Raw genomic sequence first — 13,026 nt, 5'->3', positions numbered from 1 at the left:
AACTGCGACGATGCCGGCGGGTCATGGCTGAATCCACCAAGCACCGGGTGATGGAGATCCGCGCCGGGCTGTCCCACGCGCTCGGCGCCGCGCAGGTGGCGCTGGAGCGGGCGCAGGCGGCCCTGGAGCAGGCCGAGGCACGGCACCGCAAGGTCGGCGCGGCCGCGACGGCCCGCAAGCGGAAGCTGGCCGCGACCCGGGACGAGCGGATCCGTGAGATCGACGCGTGGCACGACACCGAGCTGGCGGCGCTGGCCGGAGCGGCGGCCGGCGCGGCCGACCGGGCGGCGCCGGGCGCGGCCGGCGAGCCCTGGCACAGCTGGGAGGCGACGCCGCTGGACGCCGCCGCCGAGCTGCGGGTGGGCCGCCTCATGCTGCCCGAGGCCCCGGTGCCGTCACCGGTGCGCACCGAGCGGCCCGGGCCCGCCGGGCCGGGCGACGGCGACGTCTGGGCCGGTGGCGCGTGGGCCGGCGCGCCGGGCGAGACCGCCGAGCCGCCGGCCGGGCCGGAGAGCGAGCCGCCGCCGGTGACCGGGCCGGTCGGCGAGGAGGGGCCGCCCGAGGTGCCGGCCCTGGTGCGGCTGCTCGACCACGGCCACATCGTGATCGAGGGCGACCGGCGGGCCGGTGACGACGTGGCGGCCGGGTTGCTGCTGCGGGCACTCGGCAGCAGCCCGCCCGGGCACGTCCAGATCATCGGGTACGACCCGGAGAGCCTGGGCGGTGGCCTGGCCGGGTTCGCGCCGCTGGCCGCCGCCGGGGTGCTCACCTTCGTCGGGCCGGGCGGGCTGGAGAAGCTGCTCGACGAGCTGGTCGGGCACGTCCGGCGGATCAACGAGACGGTGCTGGCCGGGGAGTATTCCTCGTTGCGCGAGTTGCACCGGGCCACCAGGCGCCGGCCGGAGCCGTGGCGGGTGGCGGTGCTGCTCGGCGGTGGGGAGCTGTCCCGGCACGAGCGGTCCCAGCTGGACCGGCTGTTGCGCACCGGGGCGGCCTGCGGGGTGCACCTGGTGATCCGGGGGCTGTCCGTGGAGCCGGGCCCGGACATCGAGTCGGTGGCGGCCGCACCCGGTGACGGCGCCCGGATCGGGAGCGCCGGAGACCTGCCGGTCCGCCTGGACCCGGGCCCGCCGCCGGCCCTGGTGACCGTGACCTGCCGGCAGATCGCCGAGGCGGTGGCCGCCGGCCCGGCCCCGGTGGCGCTGGACAGCCTGCTGCCGGCCGCCGGCGACGAGTGGCGGGAGGAGTCGGCCACCGGGCTGACCGCGCCGCTCGGCGACAGCCCGCAGGGTCCCCGGGTGCTGGTGACGTTGAGCGACTATCCGCCGCACGCCCTGATCGCCGGGCCGTCCGGCACCGGCAAGACCAACTTCATCTACGCCTGGATGGGCGCGCTGGCGGCCCGCTACTCCCCCCGTGAACTGGCCTTCTACCTGCTCGACTTCAAGGAGGGGGTGTCGTTCGCCCGGTTCGCGCCGGGCCGGCGGGACCCGACGTGGCTGCCGCACGTGCGCCTGGTGGGGGTGAACGTCAACACCGACCGGGAGTTCGGGCTGGCCCTGCTCCGGTTCCTCAGCGGCGAGCTGCGGCGCCGGGCCGACGCCGCCAAGCAGCACGAGGTCACCAACCTGGCCGAGCTGCGCGCCGAGGATCCGGAGGGGTCGTGGCCGCGGATCGTGGCGGTGGTCGACGAGTTCCAGGTGCTGCTGGCCGGCCGGGACGCGGTCGCCGCCGAGGCGGTCGACCTGCTCGAGGACCTGGCCCGGCGGGGCCGTTCGCAGGGCATCCACCTGATCCTGGCCAGCCAGGACGTGTCCGGGATCGAGGCGCTGTGGGGCCGGCCGGCGCTGGTGGCCCAGTTCAGTCTGCGGGTCGCGCTGCCCCGGGCCCGCCGGGTGCTGGCCGAGACGAACGCGGCGGCCGACTCGCTGCCGCGCTACCACGCCGTGGTGAACGCTGACTCCGGCGCGACCGAGGCGAACCGCGTGGTCCGGGTGCCGGCGGCCGGCGACCGGGAGCAGTGGTCCGCGCTCCAGCACCGGCTGTGGCGGCGGCGCCCGCCCGAGATGGGGCCGCCCCGGCTCTTCGACGGTGACGTGGTCCCGAAACTCGCCGACAGCCCGGACTTCCGCGCGCTGCGGGCCGCCGCGTCGCCGGCCGCGCCGATCGCCCTGCTCGGCGAGACCATCGACGTGGCGGCACGCTCCGCCCGTACCGTGCTGCGCCGTGCCCCCGGCCGGAACCTGGCCGTTCTCGGCACCCGGGTGGACGAGGCCTGCGCCGTGCTGGCCACCGCGGGCCGCTCGCTGGCCGCGCAGTTCACCCCGGAAGGCGCCCGGTTCTCGGTGGTCTGCCTGGACGCCGACGCCCGGACGGCCGCCGAGGCGCTGCACGCGCGGATCCCGGACTGCGGGTGGTACGACGCGGAGAACGTGGACTGGCTGCTCGAGGACGCCGCCGCCGAGGCGACCGCCGCGTGGCCGGCCGACCGGCCGCACTTCATCCTGATCTACGCGGCCGACGCGCTGCCCGGTGGCAAGGTGGCCGGTGACCAGCTGCGCACGGTGCTGCGGCAGGGTCCGGAGCGGCGGCTGCACGTGCTGGGCTGGTGGCGCGGGGCCGGGTTGCTGCGGGACAGTCTCGGTGGGCACGCCGCCCGCACCGACGCGATCGGCTCCTGGGTGGCCCTGGACGTGCACGGCAGCGAGCTGGCGCCCTACTACCCGGGGAGCGGGGCGCCGAACTGGTACCCGCGCCCGTGGCGCGCCCTGCACTTCGACCGCTCGGTGCATCGCGGCGCCGAGGTGCTCATCCCCTACGGAAACTCATGACCGGCGGCGGAGGTGGCGGCATGAGCGAGCTGGAGCCCGCGGACTTCGAGCGGGCCGACTACCGGACGGTGCTGCGCCGCCTCACCACCCTGGACGAGCGGGCGGCCACCCTGCGGGAGGAGGCGCACCGCTGGCACGCCGAGCGCCGGGTCGCCGCCGACACCGCGGTCCGGGAGGCCGCCGCCCGGCTGGAGGACGCCGAACTCGCGGTCCGCCGGGCCCGGCGCGACCTGGAGCACGTGGACGCCCGGGCGGCCGGGCTGTGGTCGGAGTTCGTGCACCGGATCGGGCCGGCCGCCGAGCGGTTCGGGCGCACCCTGCCGCCGGCCAGCATCCCCCGGCAGCGCGGTGACCGGGACGCGGCGGACTATCTGGACGAGGTGGAGAGCCGGGTCAAGTACACGCCTCCGGCCCGGCCGATCACCTTCGGCACCAAGCTGGTCTTCGTGCTTCTCGGGCTGGCCGGCGGCCTGCTCGGGGTGACCGGCAACCTGCTGGTCACCCGCACCGGCGAGGCGGCCGGCGGCGAGTGGCAGCAGGCCGCCCCGGTGGTGGCGCTGCTGGTGCTGCTCTGTTGCCCGGTCCTGGCCGTGGTGACGGCGAAGCTCATCGCCGACCGCCGTGGAACCAGCCTGGACACGGCCGCCGTCGTGACGGTCCTCGGCACCGGCCTGCTGACGGCCGGGCTGCTGTTCAGCGCGGTGCGGTTCGCCCAGCCAGGCTGACCCGCCGCTGCGCCTCCTCGCGGAGCGCGGCCGGCACGTCGGGCCCGCTGTCGCCGCCGCCGTGCGCCTCGTCGTACTCGTAGTCGCCGGACTGCTCCTCCGGCTCGTCGGTCCGCTGTTCGTCGGGTGCGTCCGTCATGAGACGGAAGGTACCCGGGTATGAGGGCGGCATGCTGTGGATCGGGACCTCGGGATGGCAGTACCGCGACTGGCGGCCGGAGAAGGGGGCCGACGGCGCCGGGTTCCTGTATCCCGCCGGGCTGCCGCAGCGGGCGTGGCTGGAGCACTACGCGGAGGCGTTCGCGACGGTCGAGGTGAACAACGCGTTCTACCGGCTGCCGGAGCGCGGGACGTTCGAGCAGTGGCGGGAGCGGACGCCGGACGGGTTCCGGGTCGCGGTCAAGATGAGCCGTTTCCTGACGCACGTGAAGCGGCTGCGCGAGCCGGCCGAGCCGGTGGCCCGCTTCCTGGACCGGGCGTCGGGGCTCGGCGACAAGCTGGGCCCGGTGCTGCTGCAACTACCGCCGACCCTGCGGGCCGATCTCGGCGCCCTGGACGAGACGCTGGCCCGCTTCCCGGGTGACGTCCGGGTGGCGGTGGAGCCGCGGCACGACAGCTGGTTCACGCCCGACTGTGAGCGCCTGCTGCGACGGCACGGCGCGGCGCTCTGCTGGGCGGACCGTCGCGGGCGGCCGGTCACCCCGCTCTGGCGCACCGCGGATTTCGGATATCTACGGCTTCACGAAGGAGCCGCGAAACCCTGGCCGCGTTACGGCCGGGCGGCGCTGAGGTCGTGGCTGGACCGCTGCGACCTACCGGAATTCTTTGTGTTCTTCAACAACGATCCGGGCGGCGCCGCCGTGATCGACGCCGGTGTGATGGCGACCGAGGCGGAGCGCCGGGATCGGCGGATCAGCCGGGTTCCGCGGGTCCGGCCGCGGCGGTAATCGATGCGGAATTGCGCGGGTGTGGCGGCCGCCACCAATTCCGGAAAATGACGCCGCCGGATTCGTTGAATCCCCGGGCCCGCCGCACGGACGGGCCCGGACGACCGGTCAGCTGGCCCGGCGCTCGCGCACCTGCTTGCAGTTGACGCACGTGGTGGCCGAGGGGAACACCTCCAGGCGCTCGACCGGAATCGGGTTCGAGCAGCCCTCGCAGTTCCCGTACGTCCCCTCGTCCAGCCGGTGCAGCGCGTGCTCCGCCTGGGTCCGCCGGTCCAGCAGCGTCCGCAACAGCGACGTCGCGGCATCGCGCTCCGCCGTCTTCGAACCGCTGTCGGCCTGGTCGTCGCCGGCCGCGTCGCCGATCTCGACCAGCCGAAGCCGGGTGTTCTGGGCGACGGCCTCTTCGTACTCGGTGTTGAGCTCCTCGAATCGGCTCTGCAGGATCACCCGGATCTGCTCGATCTCCTCGACCGAGCGTAAGCCCTTCGCCGTGCCCGCGCCCTTACCCGCAACAACCGCTCCGTTGACGAGCATGCAGTCCCCCTGCCCTTCACTCAGCCCCAGCCGGTGGCCATCCGCCGGGTCACCCTCGTCCCGGCCGGCTCCACATGTGGAGCCGGTCGATACCCACCGCCGGAGATCCCAAACGGGACCCCCGCGAAAAAGTAACCGGAGCATAACTGTCAGTGGTCGGATCCGCCACGGACTCGGCACGCGGGTCTTGTGCCGAGCGTCACCAGTCGCTCACCACCAGCGCCGGGCGCTTCGGGTCATCGAGACGAACGACCACGTCAGCGAAGGTTTCCGGGGCCACCTCGGCGGTGTAGCGGTGGAACGCGGGAAGCGTCCAGGCGGCCTCCGGCGGGGTCCGCCGGGCCAGCGCGGCCCGGGTCAGCTCGAGATGAACGGAGTAGTCGAACGGCAGCCCCGAACCGAGCAGCAGCGGGCCGCTGACCAGCACGATCGCCCCGGCCGGCAGCTGCCGGTAGGGCTGGCGGGCGGCCCGGTCGGCGGTCGCGTCCCAGAGACGCTCGACGATCCGCCCGGAGCCGCCCGGGCCCGCCGGGGCCAACACCTCGCGGATCAGCCCCGCCTCGTCGAACCAGCCGCTGTAGAACGAGTCCGGATTGGTCCGCCCGAACTCCAGGCGCACCGAGGCGGGGCGCAGGAAATCCCTGGTCTCGACCCGTACCGTGGGGCGGCCGCGGACCCGCAGCGGGTCGACGAGAGCGTCGGCCAGACGGGCCGGATCGGCGGCGTCGGCCCCGTCGACGGCCACCCGGAGCACATTGTCGGATTCCCGACTGGCGAGACGGTCGGCGAGATCCTCGACCAGGACCCCGAAGGAGAGCGGGCGGACGTGCATCCGTCAATGACTCTTGCTCGCGACGGTGGAGATCATGTGGGAAACCTACTCGCCGGACCGGACGTCAATCGTGCGGCAGGACCACGATGCGGGCGTCGTCGGCCAGCCGGTAGCCCACGCCGTACACCGTGGTGATGAGCGGGAGCTGCCCGCCCAGCTTGAGCCGCAGCCGGCGGACGTGCACGTCCACGGTCCGCTCGCCGGCCCGCTCGTAGCCCCACACGGCGGCCAGCAGCTGCGCCCGGGTGAACACCCGGCGGGGCCGCTCGGCGAGGTATTGCAGGAGGTCGAACTCGAGCCGGGTGAGCGGCAGCGCCTCGCCGTCCAGCAGCGCCTGACGCGACGCGGTGAGCAGACGCACCTCCGGGCCCCCGGGAACGCTCTCCGGCTCGTCAGCGACCGGCTCGGCGGCGTCGACGGAGGGCGCCTGCTCGACGGTCACCGTGCCCCGGCTCAGCTCGACGAGCTCGCGGACCGCCGCGAGCAGCCGGTGCGCCTGTGGTGATATCGCCTCACCGGTGAGCGGAATGGCGAGCGTCACGGTCAGCGCGGGCTCGGCGGAACGACGACCGGCGCCCCGGCCCGGTCCGGCGGATCGACGATCGGCTCGCGGCGACAATGCGCTGACCGGCATTGGTGTATCCCCCAGAATTTGCTGCGGCAAGCGAATATGACTGATCACTGTGCGTAAAGCGGGGACGATATTTCCCGCTTGCCCGATCGCGGGTCAAGTCGCCAACCACAGTGTGGGAAAGACGTTCCATATTGTCGCGCGTCACACAAATGCATTCCGGGAACATTTTCTGTCAGCGTCATTAAACGCCGGCGAACGCCGGTGGCGATGAAACGTGACAACCCTCGACGTGGGGACCCGTCGCCAGGGGCGAACCGGGTGGCCACGGAGCCGGGCGGCGAAGGATCTCGAACCGCCGGGATGGTGGAACCGGTGGGGGCGCCGCACGTGCGGCGCCCCCGGGGAGAGCAATCTCTCAGCCGCCCGACGTGAGGCGGCGGCCGACGGCCGCGATCAGCCGGTCCAGTTCGGAGCCGAACGGGTTGTCGTGCACCAGGTACGTCCAGGTGGCGCTGGGCCGGACGATCTCCGCCCGGTCCGGCTGCCAGCCGTCGGTGAGGTCGACCTCCTCGAAGGTCTCGATGGTCCGCGCCTCGACCTGGGTGAGCAGCTCCTGGAAGGCGGGCACCGCGGCCCGGTGGAACTCGTCCAGCGGGTCCAGCTTGCCCAGGGCCCGCAGGTGCACGCCCTCGCGCACCTCGGACAGGTACGCCAGATGCTCGGCCCACAGCCGGTCCAGGTGGTAGAGCGCGATGGCGCGGGCCGCGTCGGACAGCACGTCCTCGTCGGTCTCCTCGGCCTTCTCCTTCGCCTTCTCCAGCAGCATGATCGCCGCCACCTCGGAGGTCAGCAGGCGCTCCCGGCGCTCGGCCAGCAGCAGGCGCTGCTGCTCGATCACCACGCTGTACCGCCAGGTGTTCTTGTGGATCTCGTGGTTCACGCCCTCGGCGACCCGCTGGGCGTGCTCCACCGCGTACTCCACCTGGGAGTCGTGCACGACGCCGTCGATGTCCATCCGCGGGGAGGCCGGCAGGACGTCGGCGGCGTGCCGGAAGACCAGCTCGTCCTCGAGGCTCACGAAGAACACCGAGCGGCCCGGGTCGCCCTGCCGGCCGGCCCGGCCACGGAGCTGGTCGTCGACGCGGCGGCTGTCGTGGCGGCCGGAGCCGATCACGTACAGCCCGCCGAGCTCGACCACCCGGTCGCGGTCCTTCTCGTCGCTGCCGCCGAGGCGGATGTCGACGCCACGGCCGGCCATCTGGGTGGAGACGGTCACCGCACCGAGCGCGCCGGCCTCCGCGATGATCTCGGCCTCCTCGGCGTCGTTCTTCGCGTTCAGCACGTTGGACGGGACACCGGCGTCGGCGAGCTGGCGGGCCAGCCGCTCGGAGGCCTTCACGTCCAGGGTGCCGATCAGCACCGGCCGCCCCGACTCGTGGGCGATCTTGATCTCCTCGACCAGGGCCTCGTCACGCATGTCGTGCGCCGAGTAGATCCGGTCGACGTCGTCCTCACGGATGTTCGGGGTGTTCGACGGGATGACCGCGACCTCGAGCTTGAAGTACTCGCGCAGCTGCTCGCCGACGTGCACGGCGGTCGCCGTCATGCCGCAGACCGTCCGGTAGAGCGCGATGAACGCCTGCACCGTGATGGTGTCCAGCACCTCGCCCTCGGCGGTGGCGGACAGGCCCTCCTTCGCCTCGACGGCCGCCTGGAGCCCGTCCGGCCAGCGGCGGCGCTGCGCCACCCGGCCGCGCATCTCGTCGATCAGCTCGACGCCGCCGTTGCGGACGATGTAGTCGACGTCGCGGCGCAGCAGGGCGTGCGCGTGCAGCGCGACGTTCACCGCGGAGAGGACCTCGACCTGGTCGTCGGCGTACAGGTCGATGCCGCCGAGCCGCTCCTCGACGTGCTTGAGCCCGTCGTCGGTGAAGGCCACGCTGCGGCCGTCCTCGGCCACCTCGTAGTGCTTGCCCCTGCGCAGCTCCTTCATCAGGGCGGCGGCCTCGTGCACCGGGTCGCTCTCCACCGCGGTGCTGCCGGCCAGCACCATCGGCACCCGGGCCTCGTCGATCAGGATCGAGTCGGCCTCGTCCACGATGCAGGTGGCCAGGTCGCGCTGGACCCGGTCGGCCACGTCGGTCACCAGCTGGTCGCGCAGGTAGTCGAAGCCGGCCTCGCTCACCGAGACGTAGGTGACGTCCGCGGCGTACGCCTCCCGGCGCTCCTCCGGCGTCATCAGCTCGGTCACCGAGGCGACGGTGAGGCCGAGCAGTGTGTAGATCGGCTCCATCCACTCGGCGTCGCGCTTGGCCAGGTAGTCGTTGACGGTGAGCACGTGCACCGGGCCGTTGCCGAGGCGGGTGTGGCCGTACGCCGCGATCGTGGCGGTGAGCGTCTTGCCCTCACCGGTGGCCATCTCGGCGACCCGCTTGTCGAGCAGGGCCATGGCGCCGAGCAGCTGGACGTCGTACGGTCGCTGGCTGATCGCCCGGCGGGCCGCCTCGCGGCCGATGGCGCAGATCTCGGCGTAGTCGGTCGCCTCACGGGCGGCCTCGGTCAGTGCCGCGTCGTCGAGCTGCTCGAGCGCGTCCTCCCGCGCCTCGATCGCACCGAGCCGCTTCGACAACGGCCCCAGGTCCACCGTCGTGCCCGGACGCTGGAGAAACTTGCGGAACCGGCTCTTCAGCCGCTGCGACACACCCATGGCGCGCAACGGTACTTCATTTTGCCCCGTCTCAGGCGCTTGACTCCCGCCCGCCCATCAGAAGGTGATCGTGCGGTCCGGTGACCAGGAGTTTCGATCCGGCGGCCGGCCGGGTCGCGGCCCACCGGCACGAACCACATGTCCGACGTTTGCGCCGGCCGGGCGCCGGGCACCTCAGGTGGTCGGCATCCGCCGGCCGAGGGGGGAGGGGAATGCCCAGCCAGCTCGTCTGCCGTCCGGAGCAGGACCTTCCGGTCGCGGTCCTGTCGGTCCGCGGCACCCTGGACCGGATCACCGGCGGCGCGCTGGGCACGGCGATCCGCCGCAGCCTCGCGGTGCAGCCGTCCCGGATGGTCCTGGACGTCACCCGGCTGCGCGTCGGCGACCCGCTGGCGCTGTCCGCCCTGGGCAAGGTCGTCTGCCAGGCCGAGGAGTTCCCGGCGGTGCCGATCGTGGTGTGCGGCGCCGACCCGGCGACCCGGGCCGCGCTCGCCGCCGAACCGGGGTGCGCGACCCTGGAGATGGCCGACGGGCCCCCGGAGTCGGTGGCCGGGGCACGGGCCGAGCCGGATCCGCCGGCCGTCCGGGCCCGCCTGCGCCCGGTGCCCGAGGCCTGCCGCCAGGTCCGCCACCTGGTCACCCAGGCATGCGCCGGCTGGCAGCGTTCGGAGGTCACGGCGACGGCCGCGCTGGTCGCCACCGAACTCGTCGCCAACGTGGTCCGGCACGCCCACACCAGCATGGACTTCACGCTGCGGCTGCGCGGCGGGCGGCTCATCGTGGCGGTCCGCGACCGCAGCCGCCGCATGCCGCGCACCCTCGACCCCGCGGTCACCGACTCCGGCGGCCGCGGCCTGCGCCTGATCCGCGACCTCACCGAGACGTGGGGTGTCCTGCCGGTCGTCGACGGCAAGGTCGTCTGGAGCCGGCTCGCCGCCGGAGCCGCCGTATGAGACCGCCGCCCGAGCACCGTGACCTGGTCGCGATCGGCGCCTCGGCCGGCGGGGTCGAGGCGCTGCGGGCGGTCGTGGCCGGGCTCCCGCCGGACTATCCCGGCGCGATCCTGGTGGTGCTGCACGTCCCCCGGGAGGCGCCGAGCGCCCTGCCCCGCATCCTGGCGCGCAGCGGGCCGCTGCCGGCGAGCGCCGCCCGCGACGGGGACCAGGTGCGGTCCGGGCACATCTACGTCGCGCCCGGCGACCATCATCTGCTTCTGCTCGACGGCCGGCTGCGGCTGAGCCGGGGCCCGGCGGAGAACGGCCACCGGCCCGCCGTCGACCCACTGTTCCGCTCGGTCGCCCGGAGGGCCGGCCGGCGGGCGATCGGCGTGATCCTCTCCGGCACCCGGGACGACGGCGCGGCCGGGCTGGCCTCGATCGCCGGCCGGGGCGGCGCCACCGTGATCCAGGACCCGGCCGACGCCCTCTACGCGGGAATGCCCCGGGCCGCGCTGGAGGCGGTGGACCCGGATCACGTGGTGCCCGCCGCCAAGATCGGCGGCCTGCTCGGCGACCTCACCGCCGAGGACCTGGCCCCGATCCCGGCCCCCGGGCCCGATGCCATGCTCGATGCCGAGGTCGCCATGTCCGAACTCAGTTCCATCACCACCGACGGTCTGGCCCCGCCGGCCGGCTTCGGGTGCCCCACCTGCGGCGGCAGCCTGTTCCAGATCGAGGAGCGGCCGTTGCCCCGATTCCGCTGCCGGGTCGGGCACGCCTGGTCGCCGGAGACGCTGCTCGACGAGCAGGCCGCCACGCTGGAGAGCGCGCTCTGGATGGCGCTGCGCTCGCTCCAGGAGAAGGCGGCGCTGAGCCGCCGGATGGCCGAGCGACCGCACCGGGCCGATCCGCAGCGGTTCCGCGACATGGCCGAGGACGCGGAGAACGCCGCGGCGGAGATCCGGGCGCTGATCGCCCGGATCGGCTCCACCGCCGAACCCGAGGACCTTCCGCGCTCCACCGAAGCCGATCCGGCGTGACGTGCGATAGGTTCCGACACGTGCAGGAGACGGACCCGAACTTCGAAGCGCTGCTGGTGTACTTGAAAGAGGCTCGCGGCTTCGACTTCACCGGGTACAAACGCTCGAGCCTGATGCGCCGGGTGCAGCGCCGGATGAGCCAGGTCGACACTCCCGGCTATCCGGATTACCTGGACTACCTCCAGGTCCACCCGGACGAGTTCACCGCGCTCTTCAACACCATCCTGATCAACGTGACCGCGTTCTTCCGGGACCCCGACGCCTGGGACTACGTTCGCGACGAGATCCTCGAGCCGATGGTGGCCGGCAAGCCCGACGACTCGATGATCCGGGTCTGGTCGGCCGGCTGCGCCTCCGGCGAGGAGGCGTACACGCTCGCCATCGCGCTGGCCGAGATCCTCGGGGTGGAGCAGTTCAAGGAACGCGTCAAGATCTACGCCACCGATGTCGACGAGGAGCAGCTCAACGAGGCCCGCCAGGCGTCGTACGGGGAACGCGAGGTGCAGGATCTCGCCCCCGAGCTGGTGGAGAAGTACTTCGAACAGGTGAACAGCCGGTACGTCTTCCGCAAGGACCTGCGCCGCTCGGTCATCTTCGGCCGCAACGACCTGGTGCAGGACGCCCCGATCTCCCGGATCGACCTGCTCACCTGCCGCAACACCCTGATGTACTTCAACGCCGAGACGCAGGCGAAGATCCTCGGCCGGTTCCACTTCGCCCTCGCCGAGACCGGCGTGCTCTTCCTCGGCAAGGCGGAGATGCTGCTCAGCCACTCCAGCCTGTTCACGCCGATCGACCTGAAACGGCGCGTCTTCCGCCGGGTCCCCCGCCTGTACGCCCCGCCCGGCGCCGTCTTCGCCGATCCGCCGCCGGCCGTCGCCGCACGGGTCACCGGGCTGGACGAGCTGCGCAACGAGACCTTCACGGCCAGCCCGCTGGCCCAGCTCGCGCTCACCCCGGACGGCCTGGTCGCGCTCACCAACCGGCAGCTGGAGAAACTGTTCGGGGTGTCCTCGCGCGACATCGGCCGGCCCTTCCGGGACCTGGACCTCTCCTACCGCCCGGTCGAGTTGCGCCGCTTCATCGAGCAGGCCCAGCTGGAACGCCGCACCCTGCGGGTCAGCGACGTCGAATTCGCCCGCGGCTCCGAGACCGTCCACCTGGTGGTGCAGGTCAGCCCGCTCAGCGACGCCGACGGCAGCCTCCTCGGCGTCAACCTGATCTTCCACGACGTGACCGCGGCCCGGCGGCTGCAGGACGAGCTGGAACACGCCAACCAGCAGCTCGAGGCGGCGTACGAGGAGCTCCAGTCGACGAACGAGGAACTGGAGACCACCAACGAGGAGCTCCAGTCCACGGTCGAGGAGCTGGAGACCACCAACGAGGAGCTCCAGTCGACGAACGAGGAGCTGGAGACCATGAACGAGGAGCTCCAGTCCACCAACGACGAGTTGCAGAGCATCAACGACCAGCTGCGGATCAGCACGGCCCGGCTGGACGAGGCGAACGCGTTCCTGGAGACGGTGCTGACCAGCCTCCAGGCCGGTGTCGCGGTGGTCGACGCCGACCTGCGGATCCGGATGTGGAACCGGCACGCCGAGGACCTGTGGGGGCTGCGTTCCAGCGAGGTGATCGGGCAGCACTTCCTCAACCTCGACATCGGCCTGCCGATCGACCGGGTCCGGCCGCTGCTGCGCGGCTCGCTCGGCGCCGGCGGCGCCTCCGCCGAGACCAAACTCGATGCGGTCAACCGGCGCGGGCGCGCGATCACGGTCCGGGTCGCGTGCACCCCCCTGCGGCAGCGCGACGGTGGCCCGGCCGACGGAAACGGGGCCATCATCGTGATGGAGACGGCCTGACGTTTGCCGCCCACGACGCCGGGTAAGCCGCCGCCCTCA

The 13,026-nt window shown here is 73.1% G+C and carries 11 protein-coding genes; 6 read left to right on the top strand and 5 right to left on the bottom strand.

Annotation, left to right across the window (positions count from 1 at the left end; translation table 11 throughout):
• The first annotated feature begins 23 nt into the window (after positions 1-23).
• Positions 24-2,831: an FtsK/SpoIIIE domain-containing protein gene (locus tag J5X75_RS35720; RefSeq protein WP_208472065.1), complete on the top strand. Its 2,808-nt coding sequence runs from the start codon at positions 24-26 to the stop codon at positions 2,829-2,831.
• A gap of 20 nt (positions 2,832-2,851) precedes the next feature.
• The gene (locus J5X75_RS35715) at positions 2,852-3,556 is read left to right on the top strand and encodes a hypothetical protein (RefSeq protein WP_208472064.1); all 705 of its coding nucleotides are present in this window, start codon (positions 2,852-2,854) and stop codon (positions 3,554-3,556) included.
• On the opposite strand, the gene J5X75_RS35710 is transcribed toward J5X75_RS35715, so the two are convergent.
• Entirely contained in the window at positions 3,525-3,695 is a 171-nt protein-coding gene (locus tag J5X75_RS35710; RefSeq protein WP_208472063.1) for a hypothetical protein, read from the bottom strand. The genes J5X75_RS35715 and J5X75_RS35710 overlap by 32 nt on opposite strands.
• On the opposite strand from J5X75_RS35710, the gene J5X75_RS35705 reads away from it, so the two are divergent.
• Positions 3,694-4,503 (top strand): DUF72 domain-containing protein, encoded by an 810-nt coding sequence (locus tag J5X75_RS35705; protein WP_238490552.1) that lies wholly within the window; start codon positions 3,694-3,696, stop codon positions 4,501-4,503. The two genes, J5X75_RS35710 and J5X75_RS35705, sit on opposite strands and share 2 nt — an antisense overlap.
• Positions 4,504-4,611: 108 nt before the next feature.
• Here the strand turns inward: J5X75_RS35705 and J5X75_RS35700 are convergent, their stop codons facing one another.
• From J5X75_RS35700 to secA2, 4 genes are all read right to left on the bottom strand, one after another.
• Entirely contained in the window at positions 4,612-5,037 is a 426-nt protein-coding gene (locus tag J5X75_RS35700) for a TraR/DksA family transcriptional regulator (protein ID WP_208472062.1), read from the bottom strand.
• 199 nt (positions 5,038-5,236) lie between these two features.
• Positions 5,237-5,869 (bottom strand): nucleoside/nucleotide kinase family protein, encoded by a 633-nt coding sequence (locus J5X75_RS35695; RefSeq protein WP_208472061.1) that lies wholly within the window; start codon positions 5,867-5,869, stop codon positions 5,237-5,239.
• Positions 5,870-5,933: 64 nt separating this feature from the next.
• Positions 5,934-6,503, bottom strand: coding sequence for a winged helix-turn-helix domain-containing protein (locus J5X75_RS35690; RefSeq protein ID WP_208472060.1), 570 nt, complete (start codon positions 6,501-6,503; stop codon positions 5,934-5,936).
• Between the two features lie 355 nt (positions 6,504-6,858).
• Positions 6,859-9,150 carry an accessory Sec system translocase SecA2 gene (gene secA2, locus J5X75_RS35685; RefSeq protein ID WP_208472059.1) on the bottom strand — a complete coding sequence of 764 codons (2,292 nt, stop codon included), beginning with the start codon at positions 9,148-9,150 and terminating at the stop codon, positions 6,859-6,861.
• A gap of 212 nt (positions 9,151-9,362) precedes the next feature.
• Here secA2 and J5X75_RS35680 point away from each other — a divergent pair, with 212 nt between their 5' ends.
• Genes J5X75_RS35680 through J5X75_RS35670 form a run of 3 tightly spaced genes read left to right on the top strand, consistent with a single transcriptional unit; the run spans position 9,363 to position 12,987 of the window.
• Positions 9,363-10,103, top strand: a complete 741-nt coding sequence (locus tag J5X75_RS35680; protein ID WP_208472058.1) for an ATP-binding protein — start codon at positions 9,363-9,365, stop codon at positions 10,101-10,103.
• A complete protein-coding gene (locus J5X75_RS35675; protein WP_208472057.1) occupies positions 10,100-11,128 on the top strand; it encodes a chemotaxis protein CheB in 1,029 nt (342 codons plus the stop codon). The genes J5X75_RS35680 and J5X75_RS35675 overlap by 4 nt, the downstream gene beginning before the upstream one ends.
• Positions 11,129-11,148: 20 nt before the next feature.
• The gene (locus tag J5X75_RS35670) at positions 11,149-12,987 is read left to right on the top strand and encodes a CheR family methyltransferase (RefSeq protein WP_208472056.1); all 1,839 of its coding nucleotides are present in this window, start codon (positions 11,149-11,151) and stop codon (positions 12,985-12,987) included.
• Positions 12,988-13,026: the final 39 nt, after the last annotated feature.

It is taken from the genome of Actinoplanes flavus (assembly GCF_017592555.1).
GTDB classification, from domain to species: domain Bacteria; phylum Actinomycetota; class Actinomycetes; order Mycobacteriales; family Micromonosporaceae; genus Actinoplanes; species Actinoplanes flavus.
The sequence above is the reverse complement of the archived record's forward strand: the minus strand, read 5'-3'. Positions and strand labels throughout refer to the sequence as shown.